Source organism: Streptomyces luteogriseus, from assembly GCF_014205055.1.
In the GTDB taxonomy this organism is placed as follows: domain Bacteria; phylum Actinomycetota; class Actinomycetes; order Streptomycetales; family Streptomycetaceae; genus Streptomyces; species Streptomyces luteogriseus.
In genome coordinates, this window is the sequence record NZ_JACHMS010000001.1 from 7871482 (window position 1) to 7898088 (window position 26607).

Genomic DNA, 26607 nt, shown 5'->3' on the forward strand with positions numbered 1-26607 from the left:
CGTGGGCAAAATGGTGAATTGGACAGACGTTCGCACGGGCGCCAAGGGGCGACGTAAAGCGCGGTTCAACGGTGCAACGACCTCGCCGGAACGCTGATTCCGCCTCGATTCGCCTTCTTCGCCCTTCCGGCAGCCCTCTCGTGGAGGCCGAACTCTGATGAGTATGCCGAGTGTGCAGCAGTACCGAAACGGCTCCGTCAGTTCGTTGAGTGACGGAGCGGGCGATTTCTGGGCCGTGTGGTGCCCGCAGGAACAGGTCTTCGTCGGGGAGATCTGGCTTCGGGAGGACCAAGCGCACCAGGATTCCCTCAACCACAACGCTGGTTTCGAGCCACGGCACAGGGCCGGCGCTTACCACGTCGTCCATGAGGATGCCGGGACGGACGGTACGTCACCGGAGCTCATCGGGGCGCACCGGAATCTGCGTGAGTTGGCGCGGCCGGACGTCGGGTACCGGAACAGCCCGAACCGGTCGGGTGGCAGCCTGATGGCCCCCCGGGGCATCGTCATCCACTACACCGCCGGCCGGTACGACGGCGCCGTCGGCTGGTTGCAGAACCCCGCGGCCCAGGTCTCGGCGCACTTCGTCGTCGCCAGGGACGGACGCCGGATCCAGATGGTTCCGCTGCCCGACCCCGACGCCGAGGGCCCCAGGGACGGGAAGTACAAAGCTTGGCACTGCAAGAGCGGCAATAGTGTGTACTTCGGCATCGAGCACGAATTCGGGTATCCGGGCGCCACCGGCCCCGGCGACTGGACCGAAGAGATGCTCGACTCCTCAGCGGAACTGTCCGCTTACCTGTGCGCCCTGTACGGAATTCCGATCGACGTGCCGCTCGACGCGAATACCCGCGACTGGTTCACCGGCTTCGGCGGGCACTACAACGTACCGGGCAACGACCATACCGACCCGGGGCCGCACTTCCCGTGGGACTACTACATCGACCGCGTGGAGGCTTACAGCGGCCGCCTGTTGGAGACCCCGCCGGAAGACGCGTTCGCAACAACGGCCGGCGCGGCCGGCTACCGGACTTTGTAACCAGCGCCGAGGAGCCAGCCATGACGGTGCTCTCCGCGTGCTCACCGGCACCCGGTCGGCTCGATGTCTTTCTCGGCGTCGACGACGGTGGCGTGTGGCACAAGGTGTTCGACAGGACATGGAGTCGATGGCGGCCGCTCGGGTGCCCCTGGCCGACGCCGGGGGCACCCGAGGGCGACTGGCTGACCGCGACGTCGAGCGGCCCCGGCCGGATCGAACTGCTCGCCCTCAGCCGCGCGCACGAACTGTGGCACCGGGAATGCGCGGGCGACAGTTGGACGTCGTGGACGCCGCGCGGAACGCTCGCCCGGTACTCCGCCACGGGCGGCTTCACCGCTGCCGCGCCCGGTCCCGGAAGCCTGCACGTCTTCTACTATGCGGGTGTTCGCTTCACGGAGATCGTCCACAGGCGACTGGACGGCGACGAAGGCGCACTCCGCCCAGGCCCGCGGGCCCGCGGGCGACTTGAGGCGGTCCCGGTCGGTCCCCACCGGTTCGATGTCTTCGCAGCCGGCGCCCGGGAGGGGGGCTTCCTCCGCGGGCGTTACGAGGCCGGCCGTGCGACGGCCTGGGACGACCTAGGGCAACCCCCCGGGGACGGGCGGCCTTCCCCCGGGTTCGCGGCGACGGAGCGGGACTTCTTCGCGGTCGGCGGCCGGGGACTGTGGCATCGCGCACTGGACGGGCGGTCGGCCTGGGAGGACCTGGGCGGGGATCTGGTGACGGGGGACGGAGCCGGCGCAGCACCTCTAGCAGCGGTTTCCTGGGGCGCCGACCGCACCGACGTGTTCGCCCTGTGGACGGGCGCGGCGGTGATGCACCGGTCGTCCGACGGTCGCACCTGGTCGGACTGGCAGCTCATCGACGTGTGGAAGGGGGAGACAGCGGCGGACGAGTACCGGGTGCTGCGCCCGGAGGACTTGGTGATGCTGAAAGTGAGATCTGTGGGTCTGCGGGAGCAGGTGCGGCCGGACGGCGTGGTCGAGCTGGTGGGCGAGGGGCCTGGCGGACGGCTGATCGTGGACCTTCCGCCCCAGCACATTGCCGAGTCCGTGCTTGAGTCCGGCACGTCGAGCCGGGGCGTGATGGCCGATTCCTCACAGTTGCATTTCGCCGTCCGCCAGGACTCCGTCGTGCTCTCCGTCGACGGGGTGCTGGACGCGATGAAGCGCTTCCCGCTGGTCACCGCGCCGGACACGGACGGGCGTGAGGTGAGCAGGATCGAACTGCCGTGGCGGATGCTGTCTACTCTGCAGGCAGGCACCAGGTGTGTGCACCGGACGTCTCCGGCCCTGGGCACGGGCGGCGCCACCGAGCTGTGGCACAGCAGGCTCACCGGTCCCGACGGTGACGGGCGACTGAGTATCCGGCCCTACCGGGCTCTGCCCGACGCGTCCGGTCTCGGCACACCGCTGAGCGGGTGGGTGGAGAAGATCGTGGCCGCCGCGGTCCGGAACGCGGACTCGCCAGTGGCGGTCGACCGCCTGATCATGAGCCAGTACGGAGCCTGGTTCTCCGCCTCCGTCCGATGGCCGGAGCTCGCGTGGAGCCATCGGACCGCGATGGGACGGGACATCCACGTCGAGGTGGCGGTGCAGGGCGTCCTGTTCCCCTTCGGACACCGCGCAACCTACATACGGCTGTCGGAACGGCGCTTCGAGCAGGGCCCGCCCGCCCTGGCGGCCCTGCGTAAACGCGAGATCCTCGTTGTCACCGAGCCGGACCGCGATTACGGCATCGGGGCGGGCGGCACGCATGAGCGGGCGTTCCCCTTCCAGCACGTGACGATCCAGCCGCAGCACATCACGGGGCTGGACACGCCGTCCTGGATCGACGGGTGGGGGTTCTGGCCGACGCGCGGCGGCTCGGAAGTCCAGTTCACCGCTCTGGCGCGCGCCGGTCAGGAAACCGTCTCCCTGCGTCTGCCGCTGCTGTTCGTCGGCGATGCCGCGACGGGAGCCGCCAGTGCCGCGGTACTGGACGCCGAGTACGCCCGGGGCCCGCGCACGGCGGCCCGCCGCGACATGGGTCGGCCGACGGCGGTGGTCGGCCGCAGCATCCCGCTCGCCATGCAGTCGCCGACCAAGCCGCTGGAGGGCGCGGTGCAGGAGGTGCAGTCCATGTCCTTTGGCGGCGTGAGCGTGCAATCCCTTCCAGGCTCAGTAGGCTCAGTGAAGTTCTACCCGAAGGTGACACGGTTGGAGGTCGGGCTGCCCGCCGTGCGGCAGCTGATCGGTCCCACGCCGCCCATTCCCGCCGCGTTCACGGACGCGTTCCTAGGGACGAGGCCCGGTGCGGTGCCACCCGAGGCGATGCTGAACCTTCTGGAGTGCAGAACTCTCGACTTCGGTGCGGCGGGGGAGCGGGCAGGGCTGCTCGCGGCGCCAAGCATGTCGGTGAATCAGATCGACCGGGTGCTGGGTCCGGTGGTCGCCGGGCCGGTTGTCAATCCACGCGACCTGTTCAGTGCCGACGCGACGCTGTTCGGAATCGTGCCCCTGCGTGACATCGTCTCCCGCATCACGAGCAAGCCGAAGATCGTCTGGGGACAGGTGCCCGGCACACCGTCGGCGACCTTGACGTGGAAGGAGGATCTGAGGCAGAAGCTCGCGCCCTTCTATCCCGGTTTGAAGTCGTACATTTCCCTGGAGGCGGTGTCGACTCTCGACTCCGGTCGGCCCGTCCTGTGCACGACCGGCAGAATGACGGACTTCTCGCTGGAGATTCCGTCCCACGATGCGGCGCTGGTGTCCCTGGTCTTCCGGGAGGTGTGCTTCACCGCTAACTCGGGTGAGCGGCCGCACCTCACGTTCGACCTCGTCTCGGCCGAGCTCAAGGGAGAGCTCGGGTTCTTGGGGACCCTGGCCACGGATATACTGAAGTCGTTGAACGGCGGGCCCCGGATCGAGGCGTCGGCGGCACAGGTCAAGGCGACGTATTCGGTGAGTGTGCCCACCGTCCCTCTCATGGTCTTCACCGTTCAGAATCTCCTGCTCGAATCCGGCGTCACGTTGTCGCTGACCAATAAACCGATCACGATTGATTTCGCCTTCGGAACGCGGGAACGTCCGTTCCTGGTGACCGTTTCCGGACTCGGCGGTGGCGGTTACCTGGAGCTGGGCGTGAGCGCCGGAGGCCCGGGCGCAGGTCTGCAGCGCTTCGTGGGAGGCATCGAGTTCGGTGCCGCCGTGGCCATGAACTTCGGCATCGCATCCGGAGAGGTGCACGCCTTCGGTGGTGTCGTCTGCAGCAAGGCCGGGGACGGGGTCGAGATCACCGGCTACTTGCGGGTCGGCGGCAGCGTGCGGGTGCTCGGACTCATCGGAGTTTCGATCGAGCTGACGATGAGCCTCACCTACTCCACTGACACCAACAAGCTGAGCGGGTCAGCGAAGTTGGTCATCACCGTGGACCTCACATTCTGGTCCACGTCCGTGACCCTTGAATGCCACAAGAGCTTCGAGGCGCCTCAGCTCGCCTTCGCCGGGGACCTCGCTCTCTCCGCGGCACCGAACCGGGCTCATGCGTCGTCGGTCGAGACGGCACTCGGACCGCAGGGGGAGCAGTTCCCTTGGCAGGACTACTGCCGAGCCTTCACAGGGGTGTGAGTCATGGCAGGGACCGTTCTGGAGAGGCAGTTCACCTGGACCGCGCTGCCGGCTGGGCGCATCATGCCGCTGCCGGGGCAGCCCGAGCAGATGGCGGTGTTCTCGGTGCTGCTGACCCCCCGCCTGCTGGGGCCGGCGGGGCCCAGGCTCACCGTCGGCCACTTCGGCATGCAGAGCTGGCCCGAACGCCTCGCCGCTCTGGGGTTCGATGTCTTCCGCGCCCAGCAGCGGCTTCCCGAACCGCCGCTGCGTGTACCGCATGTCACCCTCGAAGGGCGGCCGCTGCAGTTCTCCGTCGCCGACCAACTACGAGCGTGGAAGGCACTGTTCCCTGCCGACCTCCTGGTGAAGCCTCATCAGCCGGTCGCCTACGACGGCCGCTCCGTCCACGAGTTCCCGGCCTCCGAGGCCGGTACGGAGATCCGCAACGTGTACACCGCCACCGGCCGGGCGCTTGTTGCGTACAAAGGTGAGGATCCGGAGGACAACGCGGAACTGAGGCAGGAGCTGCGGCGGATCGGTGACACGTGGCAGGCTGGAGCCGCGTTGTCGTCCGACGGCCCGGAAGCCAAGCAGACTCCTCTCCAGCGTGCGTACGGATTCTACCGTCGCGACGCCTCGGAGTTCACCGAACAGGGGTCAGGCCGCAGCGAAGCGGAATTCCACGGCGCAGTCGCACGGCTCGCCGACCACCCCTTCCTGCTGCGCACGCTCGGACTGCTGATCGACATGGCGGTGCCCGCCTCCCGGCTGGCCGGTGGGGCAACCGCAGCGGAACTCGCCGTCGTTCCGCAGTGGCCAGCCAACGACCCCCGCCCGCCCGCCCACTGGCGCGACGCCACACAGCAGGACAGGTCTCCGAGAACCTCCTACAGCGTGGTCGGCAACCGCTTCCTTCCGGCGTCCGCCGCGGGCCCGGCATCGACGGAGTTCTCCCAGGGAATGCTCCCCCTGGCACGTACCGGCCCGGCCCCGTCCGGCAACCCACGGTTCGAACTGATGCCGTTCGACGTCGACGGGGCCACGCTACGGCTGGTCGGCGCTGCCCGATCCGACACCGCAGAGGCCTCGTCCGGTGGCCCAGCCGCACCCGGCGCCCTGCCCGCACTTCGTTCGGCGGGCTTCGCCCTGGTCGAGCGGGACCGCCGACGGCAACACGACAAGCAACTGGAACGGGCACGACGACGGGCGACGCCCGAAGGTCTCCTCTCCATACCGCTGGAGGCGGACTCCCTCCTGGGTGGCTACCGGCTGGATGTCTGGGACGACACCGCCGGACGGTGGTTCTCCCTGTGCCGCAGGCGCGTCCGCTACCTTATCGGCGGCGTGCCGGTGGGTGAGGAGGCCGCCGACGGCGGACCGGGCGGACTGCTGGAGGAGGGGTGGGTCCGGCCGGGCCCCATAGCAACGGGCGCCGACGAGCAGGACGCGCTCTACGTGCACCAGACGGTCGCACGGTGGGACGGCTGGAGTCTGGTCGCCGAGCGCCCCGAGAGACCGGTCGACACGGGTGACGCGACAGCGGCAACCGCGGACGGGCAGCCGTTCGAGGCCGTGGTGGAGTGCGAACCGGGGTCGTTGCCGCAGCTGAGATTCGGCCGCACGTACCGCCTCCGGGCGCGGATCGCCGACCTCGCGGGCGGGGGACTGCGGGACAGCGAAGTCACGGCGGGTGAGGGGCGAACTGAAGCCGTGGTGTACCACCGGTACGAGCCACTTCTGCCGCCCGAGATCGTGCCCACTCGTGCGTTCGCCGACGGGGAGGGCCACGACCGCATGGTCATCCGCAGTGACCGGGACACCTCGGTGAGCAACTACTCCGCCGCACACGGGTACCGCGTCTCCGACCTCCGCCAGCTCCTGGCCCCGAAGTGCTCACTCGAGCTGGCGATGCGACACGAGGGCCTATTCGACCGAGCCATGGGACCCGACGCCCCGGCGTCGGAAGTGAAACGACTCTTCGAGGTCGCCAGGCGGGCCGACCGCGACCTCTTGGACGTGCATGGAGCGGACGTCGTGGGAGCCGAGGGCGGTACCGATAGCGAGCCCCCCTACGTCGTCCTGCCTGAGGCAGGGGTCGTACTGCCGTGGCTGGCGGATCCGGCCAGCAATCATGTAACCCTGAACACGCGACCTCGTCCGATCGACCCTGCAACCGGCTCTCCCGGTGAGGTACAGGGCCACAACCTCCCCCTGGTCGCCAAGTGGCCGGGTACCTGGCCTGCGCCCGGTCCGCTGGCCTTGCAAGTGGTGGCCGCTGCATCGGGCTGCACCATGAGCAGGTCCACCGACAGGCGCACCTTCACGGTGGCCCTGGGTCCCGCCGAGCAGGTGAAGCTTGACATTCCGTCCTGTCCAACGGACAACGACATCCGATTGTTCGGCATCGCCCGCTGGATGGACGTCGACCCGAACGACAAGGAGGACCCTGGGTTCCTGCAGATCCTTTCGGGGTTGAACCGCTTGATCACACCGCCGCGAACGATCAGCATCGTCCACGCCGTGCAACGGCCGCTGTCTGACCCCCAGGGACAGTTGACGTCCCAGCGGCGGGCCAGAAGCACCGACACGCTCCTCAAGACCGATCAACTGAAGATCGACATTCCCAGTACCGGTCGTATCGATGTGCACGCCGAATGGACGGACGAGGAGGACCTGCCGCCGTGCCAGCCCCGCCGCACCACGCGCAGGGCGCATGTCGGCTCCTTCGACATAGAGCAGGACATCCCCAGCCGTGCGATCCCGACGATCCGGCAGGAGTTCGGCGATACCCGCCGGCATCACGTCACGTACACGGTGACAGGCGTATCGCGCTTCGAGGACTGTTTCGCCCGCGCCGTCGCCGCCGACCCCCGGGCCTGCCTGGCCGAGGGCGTCCTCCAGCTCACGGACGTCCCAAGCACGGCCAGCCCCCCCATTCCGAAGCTGCTCTACGCCATGCCGACCTTCCGCTGGTCGCACACCTCGGACGCAATGTCGATCACCCGGTCACGGCAGGGCGGCGGCCTGCGGGTCTTCCTCGAACGGCCCTGGTACATCTCGGGGAACGAGGAATCACTTGCCGTACTCACCTGGCCCACCCCACAGGCCACGGCGGAAGCCGAGCGCTACATCAGCATGGCTGGGCGCGACCCGATCCAGGACACCGGTGCTCCACTTGCCGTCGTTCCTCAGGACCAGATCAACGCGGCGGTGAAAGCCCAGGTGTACCTCCCCGAGCTGCAGCGCACGATCGGGGTGTCTGCCTATCCGGTCCAGTTCGACCCTGAGGCCGACCGGTGGTATGCCGACATCGATCTGTCCCCGCTCGTCTCCTCCTCCTATTTCCCCTTCGTCCGGCTCGCGCTGGCCCGCTATCAGCCACACACAACGGACGGCGTGGCCGCCTTGTCGGCGGCGGTCCTGACGGAACCCGCCCAGCTTCCGCCCCACCGGCGGCTGATTGTGACCCGTGAGGGCAGCCGGGCGGCCATCGTCCTCGACGGCCTCGGTCCGGGTGGCCCTGCGCCCAACGTGGTGCGCACCGAGCTGCAGGTACTGGATGCCGCAGGCACGACCGGGAGCTCCACGGGGTGGACCACCATCTTCCGCGCCACCACCGCGCCACTCGGGCAGAAGCACTTTCTGGACATTCCGCAAAGCGGGGCGCGGCCCTTGCGCATCGTCGTCCAGGAATTTGAGACATCTCCGCAGTCCGGCAGCGGCGCTGCCACCACGGTGGGGACGGGACGTCTCATTCACGCGGACATCGTGCCCCTGCGTCAGGGGTGACGCCGAATCCGCAGAAAGGACGAAAGCATCATGGCATTCAGCATGTTCCCGAAGGACACAGACCAGCTCGTGCTCGCGCACCTGCAGCCCACCGGAATGATCCCCTTCAACGTCCCTCCCACCGCTGACAGCATGTTCCTCCGCCTGATAACCATCGGTCCCGACTGTGAACCGTTCGGCGTCGGTGCGCCGCCCATCATTGAACTCCGGGCGGGAACAAGTCGGATCATGGCGGTCCCGGCCGCGCCGGAAGAGGTTGTTTTTAAGGAGCTCGGCCAGGACGTCGCCACCGCTCACTGGACACGCGAGGAACCACAAGACATCTTCACAGTGGAGATCACCATCCTGGAGAGCGCCATCCGGCCCTGGAGGGTGAGATTCATCAACGCCGACCCCCAGCCACTCGGTTTTGTGTGGGTGACGTCCACTTCCGAAGCGAACACCCGGCAGCCACGCGTCTCCCTGGACGGAAGAAGATTCGTGCAGGGGGTGGGCGCGCCGCGTTCGGATTTCACACTAGAGGTGGCCAACATCGGTACCGGAGACCTGAAATTCTCCGATACGGCCGACACCGACGTCGGCGGAGGTTTCATACTCAAGGAGGTTCCTCGCCGAATCGAACCCAACGGGTGCGCGACGCTCAAATTCTCAGCCGAGGCAGCCGAAAGCTCCCAGGACGACGTGGTGATCCCCTATGTCATAGGGTCCAACCTCGGCGATGACACAGAGCGGGAAACAGGAACCATCACTCTGGTACAGGTCGGTCCTCCCCCTGTCGACCCGAAGGACCACGAGAAGGACCACGAGAAGGACAGCAAGGATGCGCAAAAGGATGGCGCAATAGACAAGCCGGGCCATCCTCCGGAGTACACCGCGATAGACGGCCCCCTCGACGCCGACTTCCTGTCCGGAGTGGGTGAGGAACGCCTGACCAGCCAGCTCGTGGAGCTGCAGCGGAACATCTCTCAGCTCGCCCACTTCATTCCCGCTGCGCTGCGACCGGACCTGGCGAGCAGATTCCTCGAACAGGAAGCCGAGACCGGAACCGAGAACCGTGAACCGCCATGTGGCTGATTCTGTGCGATCCGACCGATCCTGTCGGAAACTGGGCACGCCAAGGTCTGAGGGACCGCGGACTGACACCGGTCGAACTCGTCACGCCGGACGATCTGCTCTACTCCACGCAGCTGGATCACCGCGTCGAGCGAAGCGTCGCCGGCTTCCGCGTCCGTCTTGCCGACGGCCGTACATTCGCCGACAGCGACATCACAGGCGCGCTCAACCGTGTGGTTCGCGCGCCCATCGCTCCTCTGGCACTGGCGAGTGAGGCCGACACCCTCTATGCGAAGAGCGAGCTGAGCGCCCTCATGCTCAGTTTGCTCATGTGCATCGCTCCGGTGGCCGTCAATCAGCCCAGCGCACGGGGCTTTTGCGGTGCATGGCGATCAGCGGCGGAGTGGACCCTGCTCGCGGCACGGGCAGGGCTGCCTGTGCGACCGCGGTCCTTGTCCAGTCATGCGGGATCAGAACCTCCCGGCCCTGCGGCAACCCATACACTCGTGGTGTTCAGGGAGAGCGTATTCGGGGGCGAGGACGTTCAGGACCTCATCCCGGCGTGCGTGCAGCTCGCGAACCTGGCCGGTACGGACCTGCTGGAAATAGGCCTGTACCGCGACTCGCGTTCGGTGACCTTCACCAGAGCCACTCCCCTCCCCGACCTGCGCCTCGGCGGCGACCCCCTCCTTGACCACCTGCACAGTCATTTCTACGGCCTGGCGGTCAGAGCATCGTGATCGTCGTCTGCGGGATAACAAGCGATCCGTCGACCGCGCTGGTGATCGCCGCCCTTGACCGGCTCGGTCACACCCATGCAGTGCTGCACCAGCGTCGGTTCGAAGAGACCCCCATCGATGCCCAGATTGTCGGGGCCCAGATCGAGGGGCAGGTCCTCACCGGCCTCGGGCCCGTCGACTGCGCCTCGGTGACCGGCATCTACAGCCGCTTCATGGACTGGACCGTACTGCCTGAAGTATGCGACGGGCCCGAGGAGACGGTAGAGCGCTGTCGGACATGGCACCACGCGCTGAGCAACTGGATCGAAATCGCGCCTGGCTGCGTGATGAATCGCGCGGGCGCATCCGCCTCCAACCAGTCCAAGCCCTATCAGACGCAGCTAATCCGCCAGGCCGGGTTCCAGATACCGGAGACGCTGGTCACCAACGATCCGGAGCTGGTGCACGACTTCAGGGCCCGTCACGGCCTGCTGATCTACAAGTCGATCAGCTCCGTGCGGTCCATTGTTCAGGTCCTCAACGATGACGCGGACGCACGACTCCCTCTCATCCGTGGCTGCCCCGTCCAGTTCCAGCGCCTCATCCCCGGGACCAACGTTCGAGTGCACGTGGCCGCTGGAGCCGTGTTCGCCACCCGGGTCGTCACCAACGGGCTCGACTACCGCTACGCCGATCGAACTGAATTCCTCCCCTGGCAGCCACCCGACGAACTAGCGGAGCGGTGCTCAGTCCTCGCGGACCGCCTTGGCCTGCCCCTGGCCGGCATCGACCTGATCCTGACCGACGACGGCCAGGTTTTCTGCCTTGAGGTCAATCCCAATCCCGCCTTCGGCTGCTACGAGAACCGCACCGGCCAGCCGATCTCCAACGCCATCGCTGTCGGCCTCGAACGCGGGCGACGGTCATGGCGAACTCCCCAGGATGAGGGGGAGGTGTTGGCGGGAGACCCAACCACGACAATCCCTAGGTGACGCCAGGTCAGGCCGGGCAGGCTGGTTGAACAGAGCATGGCAGATCCTGGAGTGCCCGTCCCGCCCGGCATGGTGGGGGCGGCGGACGGCCGCGCGGCGGGCGCTCGCCTCCGAACGTGATCTTCTCGGGAAGGGCCCTCCCTGAGAACACCAGAGCCCTCGGTCATGCCTGGCCGGAACGACCGCCCGGTCCATGCCGGGCAGCGAAACCAGCTGCAACGAGTCGTGCACCTTGGATGCCCTGACCGAACTGGGCTTCAAACAGCGCGGCCGCGTCATCGTCGAACGCCTCACCCGGGCCTTCGAACAGGCCCAGCGCACTGCGGACAAGGACCAGACGCGATGAAACCCCTCGACCCCCTCACCCTCGAACGCATCGCCGTCTCATCGTCGACATCGACGGACCCTTCGAATGCCGCAGTTACCAACTCGCCCAGCTCCTGCAACGCGCCGCCTGGCCATCTCCCGCCGAGTACGACGGCTCACCCCGCATCCCATGGCTCACCGACATCCTCACCAGCAGCATCGCCTGCGCCGACCTAGTACGCCAAGAACTCAACACACATCCCGCCGCCGAGAACCCCGCCATCACCTACGTCTCCCACCGGCCCGTCCTGGGCGAAATCGGCACCGACGGCCACACCATTGTCTTCACCGTCCCCGACGACCTCGAAGACCGGATCCGCCCCCTCGTCAGCAATGAAGACTTCCTCCAACAGCACATAGCACGCGTCACCGAGACGCGGATCTGCGAACAGCACGGCGGCTTACGGCATGGCCCTCATCGCCCTGCTCCTGGACACGGCCCGGCCCCCCGGCTGGATCCAGATGGACGTCCACGACTTCATGGCGATCGTCCGCGAGTACCGAAACTTCGTCCACCTGCGCAAACAACGAGAACGCGGCGTAGTACCCGACCGCGACACCGTCGGCATGTGCTGGGGGACCCTACTCGCCCTTCTCAACGACCTTGAGACCATCCGCTAAATGGGGAGATCGTGTCACTTCACTCTGCTACACCACGGAGGGAGAGGTCTTCGAGCTCGTCGTCCCAGGTCTCTCGGTCAGCCAACCCTGCTCGACGCACGACCGTTGGAGAAAACCGCAGCCCGTACCGCCGCGCTCTCCACGGCGCTGGGCTCGCGGCGTGTGAGCGTGCGGGGACGGCGCCACCGGCCGGGAGGCGCGCGGGCGACGTCGACACAGAGTTCGATCACCAGCGGTCTCGGGTCGTGCTCCGGCACTGCCGCCTATCCTGTGGCGGCGGGCGCCGGCCCGGGGCAGGACGCGACCGGTGTGACGGAGTCGGCCTGGGACAGGTTTACCGTCGTGGTGACGCCGTCCACCTTCAACACGACCGTTCCCCGGCGGGCCGAGACCACCTCGCCGCACACGGATGTCGCGCCCTGCCGGACCATGAGCCCCGGTGGGCTCTTCGCGGGGGCGTACCAGGTCACGCCGACCGCGGACACGAGCAGTGTCGTGCATAGGCAGGTCAGCACGATCCCCGTGTGCAGGAAGCGGGCGCTGGCCAGTGCCTCATCGTGGTCCTGGACCTCCAGCGGCCGCCCGCTCGCATCGTCGGCCTCCGAGAGCCGCCGGGCGTACGGACGACCATGCGCCGCACGCAGCAGGCAGAGCGCGCCGGCGCCGCCCACGCAGAGGGCGGCCAGCAGCAGCAGTCCGGCGGCCGTGGACCAGCCGGGGGCGAGCTGCCCGACGTCGCTGCGGCCCTTGATCAGGCTGAACCCGACGAGTCCGGCCAGGATCGCGCCGAGACCGTTGCGCCAGGCCACGGCGACCTCGCGCACCCGATCCAGCTCCCGCTCCAGGGCCCGTCGCACCGACATGGCCCGCCGGAGCTGGGCGGCGCTCGGCGTGGGGCCGGGCAGCAGACCGCCGCTCATCCACTCGCCCCGGCCGGGAGAGACAGGCTCCAGAAGGCGCCGCAACCAGACGTTCCGTCCGGGGAGCCCTCGTACACCGCCTCGGCCGTGCAGAACATCACGACCGGACGGCCGGGCGCGGGATCCGCGCCGGTGCCGTCCCGGAACAGCTCCTTCACCAGCATGAAGTCCATCTCCTGACCGCAGCGCGGGCAGGGCCCGGACAGCACCAGCGCCGAGCCGAAGTCCTCCAGGGCGAAGCTGGCCGCGGCACGCTGTGCGAACTCCGGGTCGGTGCCGTGCTGGTAACGCAGGGACGGCGGTGTGCTCATCGGTGCTCTCCCGTGGGGTGCTGTCCGGTGCTTTCCGGGCTGCCCGTGTCAGGGTCCGGTGCCGACATGGCCTGTATAGGTGAACGCGCCCCAGTCGGAGAGCGTTTCGAAGGGGCGGCTGGGGGCCGGCGGGGGAGGGGTGGGTGGTGCCGCGGTGGCGACCGGGCCGCGCAACACGCGCAGCCGCTTGGCCAGCGTGCCGTGCGGCAGGTCCCGTAGCCCGGTCTGGGCGGCGCGCAGCGCCTCGGCCGGGGGTGCCCCGTCGGCCCACCGGCCCACGAAGTCGGTCATCACCAGGCACGCGGCGAGGTCGTTGACCGGCCAGGCCGCCGACACCACGCCCCGGGCACCAGCCCCGATGAGGGTGCCCGGAAGGCCCACGACCTCGTCGGGCAGGTCCCGCCCGGCCACGGAGGTGGCGCAGGCGGAGAGGATCACCAGGTCGAGCGCGCCGCGCAGGTCCAGCAGGTCCCTGACGGCTAGGCGCGCGCCGCCGCCGAGGACGAGCGCGGAGGAGAGGGGGTCGGCGGGGTCGGTCTCGGCGTGGCAGGCGAAGTGGGCGACGCCGCCCCCGCGTTGCAGCCAGTCCAGCACCCGCTCGGGCGTGGCTTCCTCGTCCATCAGCAGCAGGGACTCGGCGAACCGGCCGGCGGCCGCCCGTACCTCCCGCTCGGCGAAGGCGAGTTCGCGTAGGCCCATGCCGCGGCCCACCGCCACTCCCAGGTACCGGACCACCCGGGCGGTTGCGCCGGCGGGCAGTACGCGCAGGCAGGGCGCGAAGCCGACCGCGTGGCCGTCGAGGAGGAAGCGGGGCGGGCGGCCGGTGCCGGGTGCGGCGTACGCCGTCTGCCACGGCAGGTGCACCAACTCGCCGACGGGGATCAGGGTGACCGGCGTGCCCTGCTCGGGCACCACCTTGGCCAGGACGTTCTCCCAGGCCCACCGGGCGAACGGGTCGAGCCGCGTGATGTCGCTCCAGGTCCCGTCCTGCCAGGGGGCGAGCGCGGGCGCCCCCAGGCCGTCCAAGGCCGTGGCCCGCACTGCCGAGCCCGTCACCGTGAAGGCCACACCTGATTCAGGGCCCGGAACCAGATAGACGACGGTGCCCCCTTCGGCTCGCGCGTCGTCCGTCCCGGTCGCGCCGGCAGCATCCACCGTCGCGCCGACGGCATCCACCGGGGACGACTGCTGCTGCGCCGGGTCGGCCGCCGTCCCGCGCAGCCGCAGACGCTCGGCCAGCAGCAGCGCGCGGGTGCGCTCCAGACGGGAGACCGCGCCCGCAGCGTCGCCGGACCGCCAGGCCGCCATGGCCACCGCCGCGGGCAGCCCGCGCGAGGTGCGCAGCCAGGTCTCCTTGGCCGCACGCTGTCCCTGCTCGGCCACCAGCCGTCCCACCGCCTGCTCGGCGAGGTCGAAGGCGGCCACGGCCTGCGGAAACCGCTCCAGCCGCGACTGCCACAGGCCCCACTCCATCGAGCCTTCCGCCGCCGCGGCCGGATACCTTTCGCGGGCCACCTCGTAGCCCTGCCGGTAGAGTTCCTCGGCCTCGCGCAGCAGTTCGGGATCCCCGGTCAGCGCATGGCGCAGACGAGTCAGTCCGGCCAGCACGAACACAGCCGACACCCACACCCGCGACGCCGGGCCGGCCTCGGCACGGGCCGCCTCGGCATGGCCCTCCGCTTCCTCGGCCAGCGCCGCCGAGCCGGTGCGTTCGGCCTGCGCGCCCAGGGCGAGGGCCAGTCCGATACGGGCGTTCACCTCGGGGCCCGCCTCCGGCCCGTACTGGGCGAGAGCCTGCCGCTGAGCGGCCACCGCGGGAGCCAGGTCCCGCGGATCGCCGGTGGCCTCGTAGCGTGCCTGGTGGGCATGGCCGAGGTTGCTCAGGACGGCCCGGTGTTCGGCCGGGTCGGCCGGCAGCGCGGCAGCGGCCGTCAACCGCTCCACGGCCTCGTCCAGGTCGGCGGCCGTGCCACGCCGCTCGTACCGCTGGTGCAAGGCCACCGCCAGCCCGCTGTGCGCGGCGACGCTGTGCGGCGACCCCGGGTGCCGCCGGTCGACGGACTCCTGCCACAGCTCGATGGCCTCGTCCAGATCGCTCATCCAGCCGCGGGCGAGGAACCGCTCGTACAGACCGGCCGCAAGGTTCCCTGCCGTCCGGGGCCGGTCGGGGAGTCCGCCCGGATCGGCCAGGGCCCGGCGCAGCAGGTCCACGCCCTGCTCCAGGACCACCGGCTCGGAGGTGAGGCCCGCGAGCCGGACGAGGGCGCTGCCCCAGGCGTCGCGGAAGGAGGCGACCAGCAGGCCGCCTCCGGGCGGCAGATACGGCGCCGCCGCCTCCAGTTTCCGGCAGGCCTGCTCCAGTTCCGACGCCCCGCCGCCCCCGCCCTGTGCCTGGCGGGCGATCCGCGCCTCGGCCGCGGCGGCGGTGGCCCCGACGTACAGCGGCGACCCCGGTTGCACGCCGGCGGCCGCCGCCTCGGCCGTCTCGACGGCGCGGTCGAGGAGTTCCAGCCCGTCGGCGGCACGGGCGGCCGTCTCCCGGAGTACGACGGCGAGGTTGAGCTGGGCTCCTGCGCGCGCGGCAGAGCCCTGCCGCAGTCCGTCCAGGGCCCGCTCGAGCACCGTGCGGGCGTGCGCCAGGTCATCGGGGGCGCCCCGTAGGCGGTACCGCTCGAAATGGGCGATGCCCAGGTTCACCGCGCGCGCCGCCGGGCTCTCCGACTGGGCGAGCGGCGCCGACGGATCGAGCAGCCGGATCACCTCGTCGAGGTCCTCCACCGACTTCGCCCACAGGGCGCGTACGAGCAGGGTGCGGGCGAGTCCCTTCTCCGGAGCGGCGCGGAAGGCGGGGTCGTCCCCGGCGAGGTCCAGCGCCTGGCGGGCACGGTCCACGGCCCGCCCCAGCAGGTGTTCATCGTGGGCCAGCTCTGCCTGTTCGCGCAGGCATTCGCCGAGTACATCCAGGGCGGAGATCCAGGTGTGAAGCTCCTCCGGGTCACCGTCTTCCGGTGAGGGCGGTGGCTCGCCCGCCGCGTCGAGCTCCCTCTCCAGCAGGGCGCCGGCCGCTGCCAGGTCGGCCGGGTCCCCCACTGCCGTGAACCGGTCGGCCAGGCATCGACCCAGGAGCGCCGCGGCCATGAGACGCGGCCAGGTGCCTTCGTCGGCCACGGTCAGCACGGAGCGGAAGAGACCGATCGCCCGGTGGACGTCGTCGGGGTCCCCGCGATCGGTGAACCGGGAGTGGAGGGCGACAGCGAGGCGGAACTCCGCGTCGGGCCGGTCTTCGCTGTCGTCGTCGACTTCCGTCAGGGCGGCGCCGAAGTGCTGCACGGTGCCGTCCGGATCACCCAGCCGCTCGCAGACCGCGCCCGCCATCGCGTGCCACAACTGCCGTTCCTGCGGCCCGAGATCGTCCGGCGGGCCCTGCGCGGCCCGGTCCCGCACCGGACCCAGGATCCGGTCGACGAGTTCCGGCGGCGGCACCCGCAGCTCCGTCAGTTCCGCCAGCGACAACCGCACTTGGCCCCCCTGCGACGTCCGCACCTCGCCCGGCTCCGTGGCGCGATCCTACGGCGAGCGGCGGGTCGTCGACATCCTGATCCGCCCGACCCGTCCAGGCCGGTCCCGTCCCGGCCCGTCCAGGCTCGCCGAGCTGGGCCGCACCGATGGTCCTTCGGCGCCTGGTCCCCGTCGGCGACGGGGACGGGGACGGGGACGGGGACGACCACAGCGTCGTAGGAGCGCGCGTGCAGTCGGCTCACTCTCCCACGTAGACGAACGCGGCCCAGTAGGACGGGGAACGATGCGCCCGCAACCGCTCCCACGGCCGTCTGGCCTTCGTCGGCACGTGGTTTCCGCTCAGTTCCTCGACGTCCGGGTACCTGTCGCGCTTTGCCCCGTTCGGGGCGTCGCGGACCCACTGCTGCGCTCGGCGAAGCGCCTCCGGCGGATCCAGGCCGTCCGATCGCCACAGCTCGTAGAAACGGGCCATGAGAGCCATCGTGCTCGTGTCGGAGACCGACCACAGTGAGCCGACGACACCCGCTACGCCCGCCTGCAGCAGGCCGGTCGGGAGGTTGACGACCTCGTCCGGCAGTTCGGTGCCGGGTACGGCCGTTTCACACGCGGACAGCACGGCCAGGCGCGCGCTCAGTGAGCCGTGCCGCAGGAGGTCGCGCAGCGTCAGCGACTGGTCATGGGCGAGCATCAGCCCGCTCGCCAGGGGCTCGGCCACGTCGGCGAAGCCATGGCAGGCGAAGTGGAGTATGGGATGGTCGCCGAGCGCGTCCTCGACGGCCCGCAGGGTGGCCCGTTCACCGTCGAGCCGGCGGGCGCGGGTGAAGTGCTTGAGGGCCTCCTGCACCTCGCGGCCGGCGGCCGGCAACGGTCCGGCTGCCACCGGGCGCGGATCGTCGACCGCCAGCAAACCGTCGTCGGCGGCGGCGCGGGCCTGCTCCGCCGCCGCCACCCGTGCCCGCGCGTTGGGGGTGTAGGTGAGCAGCAGGTCGTCCAGCGCGTACCGGCGGCCGCTCGGTGCCGTGACGTCTTCCCGCCATGCGGCGTGCAGCGGGAGGAGGCCGAGCAGGCCCGCGGGCACCAGGGCGGCCCGGCCGGCCGGTGCCAGGGCGGTGACGACCGGTTCCATGACGACGTCCCACAGCCAGTGCGTCGTTGCGTCCAGGGCCCCCACCCACGCGACCGGGTCGCTCGCCCGCGCCCGGTACGCCCGCAGATACGTCTCCACCCGTGCCCGCAGCGAGACCGCCGTAAGTGACGGCAGCCAGCACACCTCGACCCGGTCCTCGGCCACCACTAGCGCGTACCCGCCCTGCTCCGCGGCCGCCAGATAGACGAGCGGGGTCGTTGCCGCGGCGCGGACGTCGTCGAAGCCGGGCGGGTCGAGGAACTGTTCGAAGGCAGGGACCTGCCGGATGTCGGCGGCGTCGAGCTGGGTGCGGGCGGTACGCAAGGCGTCGGTGAGATCGGCCTCGGGGGCGGTCGCGGACGGCGGCAGCACCATGTCGGGCCGGTTCGCCTGGGCGAGCGCACGGTGTTCGAGTGCGGCGAGGGCCGTGCTGCTGCGCCGGAAGCGCTCGATGAGGTCCGCACGTCCGATCGCGGCGAGCTGTTCCAGCCTGGCGCGGCTGCGCTCGAGCCCCTCGGAGAGGATCAGGGCCCGCCCCCGTTCGAGCGCCACCGCCGCCGAGACCGCGTCGCCGGACTTCGCCAGCGCGTACGCGGCGGCCACCGCCAGGCCCTGTACGTCGCGCAGCCGCAACTCCTTGGTCGTGCGTGTGAGCTGAGCACGGAACAGCCGCTCCATGGCCTGCAGGCCGTAGCCGTACGCCTCCGCGGCCTCCCTCCAGGAGTTCCGCCGGGCCGCCCACTCGCCCCACACCTGGCTGTCGACGCGGGCGAGTTCCGGGTTGGCCGCCAGGCCTGCGGTCACGGCCCGGCGGAACAATGACCGCGCCTCGTCCGGATCGGCCGGCTCGCCGCCCGCCACGGCGTTGTCGTACCGGTGGCCGAGCACCCGTGCCAGGGTGCTGGGCAGGAACATCTGGCCGTGCACACTGCTCTGGTCCGCATCGGCGGCTCGGCGGAGCACCAGCTCTGCCTCGTCGAGGTCGTGCGGATCGCCGTCCTGCCAGTAGCGGTTCAGCAGCGTGGTGGCCAGACAGTTGGCGATGTTGCCGTCGGCACCGGTTGATGACGAGGCGAGAGCCCATGCCTCCCGCACCCGGTCGACGGCCTCCTGGAGGTGCCGGCCGTCGCGGGTGTGCCGATGTCTGTCGAGAAGTGCGACCGAGAGCCCGATGAGGACCGACAACCGCTCGGACGGGAGACCTGCCGTGTCCGTGGAGGAGATGTCGTACGCTTCACGCCACTGCGCGATCGCTTCGTCCAGATCGGACAGCTCGCCGCTCCGGGCGTAACGCTGGCGCAGTGCGACGCCGAGGTTGACCAGGTGCGGCCAACGCAAGGTCCCTGGCGGTGCCAGGCGCAGGGCCTCGTAGGACAGGTCGATCGACTGCGCGAGGTCGGCCATGTCGCCGGTGCGGAAGTAGCGGTCCCGCAGGACGCCGCTGAGCACGTTCAACGTGACGTCCCGGAACGCAGTCCCGGGCGGGCACAGGTCGACGGCCTGTTGGACGAGTTCGACGCACTCGTCGAGGTCGTCGGACTGCTGGCGCAGGTCATGGCGGAGGTTCAGCGCGAGTCCCAGGTGCAGGAGCAGATCGGCACGGTCGGGTACCGTGGCCGGGGAGAGTGCCAGGGCCTCCCGGGAGTACTGGACCGCCTCGTCGAGGTCGGCCGGTCGGCGGGTTCGCTCGTAGCGGCTCGTGAGGTTGCGGCCCAGTTCGCGGAGCAGGACGACGCGGGCTCTGGATCGGTCCGATGCGAGGCCCAGCGCTTCGCGGCCGTGGGCGAGGGCCTCCTCCAGGTCGGCGAGGTCGCCCCGTCGGCCGTAGCGGACGACGAGTGCCGCGGACAGGGAGGTGAGCACCCTGAACCGGCCGGCGGCGTCGGGCGGGATCAGGGCCTCGGCCGCCCGGAGAGCGTCCAGGCCGGTGTCCAGGTCGGCCGGGTCGCCGTAGGCCGAGTGCCGAGCAAGGCGACAGTCACCCAGCTGCCGGAGGAGCGCGGCGCCCTGCGGCGCATCGGGGAGCGACGATGCGGCCTGGCCCATCAGATCGATGGCTTCGTCCAAGTCCCCTCGCTCACCGGTCTCCTGGTGGCGCTGGGCCAAATCTCCGGCGAGCGCGGCGAGACAGGCCACGTGCGGGAGTGATCCGGGTGGAAGCAGGGCGACGGCCTGCCGGTGTGCGGTGGTGCCCTGGTCGCGGGCCGTCGGATCGTGGACTCGACCGTGGTAGCTCCAAAGCGCACAGCCGAGTGCTGCCAGGACGTCTCCCCGGCGGGGATGCGACACGTCGGTGGATCGTGCCGCGTCTTCCAGACGGTGCAGGGCACGCCACAGCGCGTCGACCTCGCCGGTCCGCCAGTATTCGGTCAGCAGGATCATGCCTCCGACCGCGCGGTCCCACACCGGGTCATCTGTGCGCATGTCCTCGGGCAGCTCGCCGGCGTCCTCGTCGTCCGTGGACACGCGCACCACGTCGTCGAGAAGCTGTGCCAGCCGGGGGAGATCGGCCGGATGGCCGGCCGTGACGGTCGCATCGACGAAGGCAAGGGTGCGGCGCAGAAGGTCGATCGCGCGGCGCAGGTCGGCGGGCGTGCCGCCGGCCAGCGCCAGCAGCATCCGCTCCGTCTCCACCGCGAGGATCCGCGGTCCCGCCTCGTCGGTGAACACTTCAACGGCCTGGCGTAAGGCGGTTCTTGCCTGCGCGTGGTGGTCGTCCGGGTCGCCTCCGGTCTGTTCCGTGTGTGCCCGCGCCAGGTTGTTCATCGTGATGGCCCACAGGACGGGCTGGGACGCCTTCGACAGCCGGGAGACAGCCTTGCGGAACGCGTCGAGCGCATCCTCAGCGTTCTGACCACGGTCCCCCGTACGGTCGTCGAGCAGGGCCTCGCCGAGGAGCCCGTGCAGCGAGCCCCAGGTCCTCGGGGTTTCCTCCGGGCCGGCCAGTTCCAGGGCGCGTCGGATCAGCCCGATCCGCTGCTCCGGCCCGAGACCGCCGGCCGTCGACGGCTCGGTCAGGGGAGCGACGGCGGCCCGCAGTTCCGGAGACAGATCTTCGCCGACCATGTCGGCGATGGCGCCGTCGACACCGATCTGCCGTGCCAGCACGAGAAGGTCGCGGAACTGCTCGTACTGGCGCACGCTGGTGAGATTTCCGGCCTCCCGTAACTGCTCGATCACGAGATCGAACAGCTCTGTGCACATGTCGCTCAGCAATGCGGGGTGGGCGTCGATCGTACGCCGGACGTCGGCCCAGTTCTGGGTGAACACCAACGCGCGCACCGCTTCGACCAGCCCGTTCCGGGCCGCTGCGGCTGACGTCCGGTTTCCTGCGGCGTTGCGCGGAATGGGCATTTGCTCAGCGTACTTCTCCGGGTTGAGGCCGGGCAGGGGGTAGATCCTTTCCCGGACGGCTCAAGGCCCACCTTCCCGCGGCGCCGGGAGAAGGACGGAGAGCTGTGGAGAGTCAAGGCCGAGGTGAGCCCGTGCCTCGACAGCGCGGCTCCAGGGGCGGGTCAGCGCGGGGCTTCCGTGGGTTTCCATCCCCGGACAGTGAGCATGTCGGCTGACGGCCCGGCGCACTCGTCAGAGTCCATGGCCGGACCTCTTCACGCGAGGGGGGCGGAAGCCTAGAAGGCGCATATGCCCACTCCCGCTACCGTGAGTGACCATCCTGGGCGGCCTGTCGTGAAGGCCGCGATCGCTCGGCGGGCACATCCTCGTTCTCAGCCCGGTGACGTAACCGGCGCCCACCACCTGGGCGTTCTTCCACACATACGGTCCGGCCGCGGCATTGGTCCGGGCGGTGCCGGTTGCGGGCGACACGGTGCCGCCCGCAGCAGGCCGGTGGCCGTCCGGCGGAGTCGCTGCACGAGGCGCATCCGGGTCGTCGGTGTCGTCACCTTGCCTGTCGGCAGACCGGCGATGAACGAGACGAGCCGGTCGGAGACGACTCTGCCGTCAGGTCGAGTAGTGCCAGTAGCAGCCGAGGAAGTCCGGGCCCGAGTCGTCGAGGAACCAGTGGCGGGTCCGGCTGTCTCCGGCGTCGCTGCGTGCCTTGACCATGCTGGAGGTGGCCGCCGTACCGGCCGGCACCGAGCGCGTGCGCAGCTTCTGGACGAAGTCGTCGTAGGCGGTAGGTCGTGGGTGCCGAGGTCGACCACCACGACTCGGGGCGACAGGTGCCGGGGTAGCCATGCGGGAGTTGGTGGTCCGCTTGACCTGGTCCCAGGCGCGGGTGCGGGAGGTTGGAGTGGTTCCAGACGTCCAGCGCCTTGCCGCTTCCCCGGCTCGATGCACGCGTGTCCCTTTCGCTGAGGCCAAGGGCGTCACGGATCCCGTCGCCACGTCAGCGGCAAGGGATCCGCCGGTCACTGCGCGGTGAAGGTCCACAGCAGGTTGGTGCTGGAGCCGTAGGTCCACTGCTTGGTGACGCTTCCCGAGCCGACGTCGCCGCCGCCGTCGAGGACCAGGCCGGTGGTGCGGTTCGCGAGTGAATAGCGGTCACCGCCCCGGTGGGTGATGGTCCACTGCTGGTTCGTGCCGCCGTTCCAGGGGGCCTGGCGGGCCGGAGAGCCGTCGTCGGTGGCGCCCCAGCCGTCGGCGACCATGCCGTTCGTGCGGTTGACCAGCCGGTAGTAGCCGCCTCCGACCGCCTCCGCCTGCCACTGCAGGTTGGGACTGCCGTCCCAGGTCCACTGCTTGAGGCTGGACCCGGAGGCCACGTCGCCGCCGCTGTCGAGGGCGAGTCCGTTGGTGGCGTTGGTGATCCGGAAGTACGTCGCCGGGTTGAACCGGACCCTCAGCGAGGTGATCTGGTCGTTGTTGCCGGTGTTCCTGAGGTCGGGAGTGTCGGCGTCGAAGGTCCAGGAGGTGCCGGTGAAGTTGTCGCCGGAGTAGCCGATCACCTGGTATCCGGGGGCCGGCCGCAGGGAGGAGAGGGTACGCGGGCCCAGTCCGGCCGTGGCCAGGTCGGCCGCGGTGTGGTCGCCGACGGTGAACGCGGCGGCCTTGCCGGTGTAGTCGACGTCCGCGAAGGCGATGGCGCCGGTGAGCGGCCGCAGGCCTGGGATCGTGCCGGAGAAGGCGAGCTTGAGGACGTAGGCGCCCGCGCTGTACGGCGCCGACGACGGCAGGGTGATGGTGAGGCCGGAGGAGTCCTGGGTCGGCGTGGGCAGGTCGATGTAGGTGCCCGCAGTCGAATGACCCGTTTTCTGTTCCTCTGGTAGGTAACGCGACTAGCCAGACATCGCATGTCTCACAGGTACTTCATGACTGGTTCGCGTTATTGAAAACGCTGAGCGACCGGATGTGTGCCCGGCGCCGAATGGCCTCGCCGGCGTGCGAGTGATGTGTGAGCTCGGCTTTCCCGGGACTTCGTCCGGAGAGGTGGACGCGTCACACCGACGGTGCCCTTGAAGACATCCAGCCAATGTTGTGCGGCAGGCCGCGGACGACCGACGGGGTGCGCGACGCGAACCTCGGCAGCGTCCGCAGTTCAGCGGAGGGAAGCCCGTCCTTCGTATCAGCCGTGGCCTGGCGCGATCACCGCATCGTCCAGGGTCCGCAGGGCCCGCCCGCGCACCTGCCCGGCACTCGACCCCTTGACGTCGAAGCGCCGGAGGTCGCCGCCCGACACGCTCACAGGCATCCCAGTATCATCATCGTCACGCTCGACATGCGGACTCCGGAACAGGTCGTACGAAACGTGGAACTCCATGGTCAGCACATCCCCGCCGGTCTCTGGGGCGGCCTGCGACCCCATCGGCCGATGAGGTGGGACGTGCCCGCGGAGCACGGTCGGGGGAGGGGGCCGCGTTGTCTCTGACGGACAAGGCCATCGAGCAGATCCGTGAGCTGATCCGGACCGGTGCCCTCCCGCCGGGCTCCAAGCTTCCGCCGGAGCCGGACCTGGCCGCTCAGCTCGGGCTCTCCCGCAACCTCGCCCGCGAAGCGGTCAAGGCGCTGTCCGTGGCGCGTGTCCTGGAGGTCCGGCGGGGCGACGGAACGTATGTCACCAGCCTCCAGCCGAGCCTGCTCCTGGCGGGGGTCGGCGGTGCGGTGGAGCTGATGCAGAGCGACTCGGTCGCCCTGCGGGATCTCATGGAGGTACGGCGGCTTCTCGAGCCGGTCGCCACGGCCCTTGCCGCCACTCGGATCTCCGAGGTCCAACTGGCCGACGTGAAGCGGCACCTGGACGCCATGCGCGAGGCCCGCGACAACGTGGAACAGCTGAACGCGCACGACTCCGCCTTCCACCGCGCAGTCGTCGCCGCCACGGGCAACGAGACCCTCCTCACCCTCCTGGAAGGCATCTCCGGCCGCACACTGCGCGCCCGCATCTGGCGCGGACTGGTCGACGACAAGGCCGCGGCCCGGACCCTCGCCGAGCACGAGGCGATCTTCAACGCGCTGTCCACCCGTGACGCCGTCCTCAGCCAGGCCGCCGCGCTGCTGCATGTGAACAACACCGAGCGGTGGCTGAGGGAGCACCTGCGCTCCGGCGAACCCGTCCCCTTCGGGATCCCAGCGCGAGAGTGACGGGCGGGCGCCCACCTGACCTGCGGCAGGCGCCGGTGCCGGACTTCGGCCTGGCACCGGCGGAGGATTCCACCCGATGGACACCGACGACTAGCGGCTGATGCGTCCGGCCGAGTCGCCACGGTCCTGGATCCTCTGGGCGCGTTGATGCACCGCCCGGCCTCCGACCGGTGGCCGGGCCGGCGACGCCCGGCCACCGATGAGGGACGTGGCTCGGCTACTGGGCCATCTCGTATGTGCCGGACAGCGCCTCGACCCGCTGCCATACGCGCTGTGTGCGCGCCTCGTCGACGACCGGGCGCCGGAGCGAGGCCAGTGCCCACTCCTGCTGCCGTTCGGTCGCCGAGTCCTTGCCGTGCAGTTCGACGGCGTGCCCGGAGAAGTCCCGTACGAGGACGGCGAAGAGTTCGTCGAGTACGTCCTCGTCGAGTCCGGTCAGGCCGGCCTGCTCGAGGACGAGCTGCCCGTGCACGACGAGCGCGAAGAGCTGGCCGATCGACAGGACGAGGTCGAGGTCGCGGCTCTGCTCCGCGTCGGGGGCGGCCGTGGTGACGAACTCGCAGAGCGCGTCGGCCTGTTCGCGCAAGCGAGCGACGTTGGGCAGATGCGCGTACGCCTCGAAGGCCGGGCGCCAGTCGTGGAAGCGCACCGAGCCCAGACCCCGGGCCGGTCCCTGCCGGAACAGGAAGTCGTCGTCGGCCGCGTCGAGACGCGTCGGCACACTCGGGTACTCGGCCGGGTCGAGGAGATGGTTGCGCATGAACTTCAAGATCAGCGCCAGGTTGACGTGGACCGTGCCCTCCAGCTTCGGCAGGCCGCGGATCTCCACGGCCGCCTGGCTGAAGTAGTTGTCCTTCTCGAAGCCCTTGGCGGCGATCACGTCCCACATCAGGTCGATGACCTTCTCGCCCTCGGTGGTCACCTTCATCTTCGTCATCGGGTTGAAGAGCAGGTAGCGCCGGTCGTCCGGGCCGGCGGAGCGGAAGTAGTCGACGGCGCGGTCGCTGAACAGCTTCATGCCGACGAGCCTGACGTAGGCGTCGGTCAGCTCGCGCCGCACGTGCGGGAAGGCGGTGACGGGGCGGCCGTAGAGGACGCGGTTGCCGGCGTGGGTGACGGCCTCGTACATCGCGTGCTCACAGATGCCGATCGACGCGGTGCAGAGGTTGAACTTGCCCACGTTGACCGTGTTGAGAGCGGCGTCGAAGGCGGCGCGGCCGGTGTGCAGGACGTCATCGGACGTTACCGGATAGTCCTCCAGGCGGAACTCGCTGACGAACTTGGAGGAGTCGACGACGTTCTTGACCAGGTGGTAGGCCGGATGACGGCTGTCGGCGGCGAAGAACACATAGCCGTCGGGGCCCTCGACGTCGGTGCGCCGGCCGAAGACGGAGACGAGTCCGGCCACGTTGCCGTTGCCGATGTAGTACTTGGAGCCGGTGGCGCGGAAGCCGCCGTCGCCGTGGGGCTCGAGCAGCATGTCGGTGGAGTAGATGTCGGCGCCGTGGGCCTTCTCGGACAGGCCGAACGCGAACACCTCTCCCTGGGCGAGGAGTTCCGCGGCGCGGGCGCGGGCGGCGGCGTTGTCGCTCTGCCAGACCGGGCCGAGGCCGAGGATGGTGACCTGCCAGGCGTACCAGTAGTCCAGGCCGTAGAAGCCGAGGATCTCGTTGAGCGCGGCGATACGGGCAGTGTCCCACCGCTTGTCCGGCTGCCCTTCCCCCGCACTGGACGACGGCGTCAGGAAGGTCGCGAACAGGTTCTCCTTCGCGGCGAAGGCGAGGAAGTCACCGAGCCATGCGCGGGTCCGGTAGTCCTCGATCAGCTGCCGCTTCCCGCGCTCCTCGAACCAGTCGATGGTGGCACGCAGCAGACGGCGTGTCTCGGGGTCGAAATGCGCGGGGTCGTATGTGCGCGGGTTGAAGAGCAGGTGGTCAGCCATGGTGAGGACCCCTTTCGGCAGGTGGGCGGAGGGAAGGAACGGGGGGTGGGGCGGGAGGTGAGCCTGTGAGCCGGAGAGGA

17 protein-coding genes and 1 pseudogene are annotated in these 26607 nt (G+C 69.8%); 9 read left to right on the plus strand and 9 right to left on the minus strand.

The features are described from left to right. Positions 1-172 precede the first annotated feature (172 nt). The 7 genes from BJ965_RS34975 to BJ965_RS35005 all read left to right on the plus strand — a co-directional run bounded on the left by BJ965_RS34975 (position 173) and on the right by BJ965_RS35005 (position 11528). On the plus strand, positions 173-1039 hold the full coding sequence (locus BJ965_RS34975; protein WP_313667506.1) for an N-acetylmuramoyl-L-alanine amidase: 867 nt from the start codon (positions 173-175) through the stop codon (positions 1037-1039). Positions 1040-1824: 785 nt separating this feature from the next. Continuing rightward, complete coding sequence (locus BJ965_RS34980) at positions 1825-4647, plus strand: hypothetical protein (RefSeq protein WP_246546150.1); 2823 nt, start codon at positions 1825-1827, stop codon at positions 4645-4647. Positions 4648-4737: 90 nt separating this feature from the next. Then, positions 4738-8418, plus strand: a complete 3681-nt coding sequence (locus tag BJ965_RS34985; RefSeq protein ID WP_246546152.1) for a hypothetical protein — start codon at positions 4738-4740, stop codon at positions 8416-8418. A 30-nt stretch (positions 8419-8448) separates the two neighbouring features. Next, the gene (locus tag BJ965_RS34990) at positions 8449-9492 is read left to right on the plus strand and encodes a hypothetical protein (RefSeq protein WP_184914712.1); all 1044 of its coding nucleotides are present in this window, start codon (positions 8449-8451) and stop codon (positions 9490-9492) included. After that, positions 9483-10211, plus strand: coding sequence for a hypothetical protein (locus BJ965_RS34995; protein WP_184914714.1), 729 nt, complete (start codon positions 9483-9485; stop codon positions 10209-10211). The genes BJ965_RS34990 and BJ965_RS34995 overlap by 10 nt, the downstream gene beginning before the upstream one ends. Beyond that, positions 10208-11182, plus strand: coding sequence for an ATP-grasp domain-containing protein (locus tag BJ965_RS35000; protein WP_184914718.1), 975 nt, complete (start codon positions 10208-10210; stop codon positions 11180-11182). Before BJ965_RS34995 ends, BJ965_RS35000 begins: the two co-directional genes overlap by 4 nt. 193 nt (positions 11183-11375) lie before the next feature. Then, a complete protein-coding gene (locus tag BJ965_RS35005) occupies positions 11376-11528 on the plus strand; it encodes a hypothetical protein (RefSeq protein WP_184914720.1) in 153 nt (50 codons plus the stop codon). Between the two features lie 193 nt (positions 11529-11721). Here BJ965_RS35005 and BJ965_RS35010 read toward each other — a convergent pair whose 3' ends face one another. Then, positions 11722-11943, minus strand: a complete 222-nt coding sequence (locus BJ965_RS35010; RefSeq protein ID WP_184914723.1) for a hypothetical protein — start codon at positions 11941-11943, stop codon at positions 11722-11724. Positions 11944-11956: 13 nt separating this feature from the next. On the opposite strand from BJ965_RS35010, the gene BJ965_RS35015 reads away from it, so the two are divergent. After that, positions 11957-12169, plus strand: a complete 213-nt coding sequence (locus tag BJ965_RS35015; protein WP_184914727.1) for a hypothetical protein — start codon at positions 11957-11959, stop codon at positions 12167-12169. A 263-nt stretch (positions 12170-12432) separates the two neighbouring features. Here the strand turns inward: BJ965_RS35015 and BJ965_RS35020 are convergent, their stop codons facing one another. The 7 genes and pseudogenes from BJ965_RS35020 to BJ965_RS40015 form a co-directional block, all read right to left on the minus strand. Next, positions 12433-13089 (minus strand): hypothetical protein, encoded by a 657-nt coding sequence (locus tag BJ965_RS35020; protein ID WP_184914731.1) that lies wholly within the window; start codon positions 13087-13089, stop codon positions 12433-12435. Beyond that, the gene (locus BJ965_RS35025) at positions 13086-13400 is read right to left on the minus strand and encodes a hypothetical protein (RefSeq protein ID WP_184914735.1); all 315 of its coding nucleotides are present in this window, start codon (positions 13398-13400) and stop codon (positions 13086-13088) included. Before BJ965_RS35025 ends, BJ965_RS35020 begins: the two co-directional genes overlap by 4 nt. Before the next feature lie 48 nt (positions 13401-13448). Next, on the minus strand, positions 13449-16943 hold the full coding sequence (locus tag BJ965_RS40230) for a CHAT domain-containing protein (protein ID WP_184914738.1): 3495 nt from the start codon (positions 16941-16943) through the stop codon (positions 13449-13451). A gap of 214 nt (positions 16944-17157) precedes the next feature. Continuing rightward, complete coding sequence (locus BJ965_RS35035) at positions 17158-21399, minus strand: CHAT domain-containing protein (protein ID WP_184914742.1); 4242 nt, start codon at positions 21397-21399, stop codon at positions 17158-17160. A gap of 606 nt (positions 21400-22005) precedes the next feature. Beyond that, positions 22006-22242: a hypothetical protein gene (locus tag BJ965_RS35040; RefSeq protein WP_184914745.1), complete on the minus strand. Its 237-nt coding sequence runs from the start codon at positions 22240-22242 to the stop codon at positions 22006-22008. A 173-nt stretch (positions 22243-22415) separates the two neighbouring features. Further along, a pseudogene (locus tag BJ965_RS35045) lies at positions 22416-23246 on the minus strand (RICIN domain-containing protein); the annotation flags it as partial. 323 nt (positions 23247-23569) lie between these two features. Continuing rightward, complete coding sequence (locus BJ965_RS40015) at positions 23570-23695, minus strand: hypothetical protein (RefSeq protein WP_281402955.1); 126 nt, start codon at positions 23693-23695, stop codon at positions 23570-23572. A 167-nt stretch (positions 23696-23862) separates the two neighbouring features. On the opposite strand from BJ965_RS40015, the gene BJ965_RS35050 reads away from it, so the two are divergent. Continuing rightward, positions 23863-24585, plus strand: coding sequence for a FadR/GntR family transcriptional regulator (locus tag BJ965_RS35050; RefSeq protein ID WP_184914750.1), 723 nt, complete (start codon positions 23863-23865; stop codon positions 24583-24585). Between the two features lie 217 nt (positions 24586-24802). Here the strand turns inward: BJ965_RS35050 and BJ965_RS35055 are convergent, their stop codons facing one another. Next, complete coding sequence (locus BJ965_RS35055; protein ID WP_184914754.1) at positions 24803-26527, minus strand: acyl-CoA dehydrogenase family protein; 1725 nt, start codon at positions 26525-26527, stop codon at positions 24803-24805. Positions 26528-26607 lie beyond the last annotated feature (80 nt).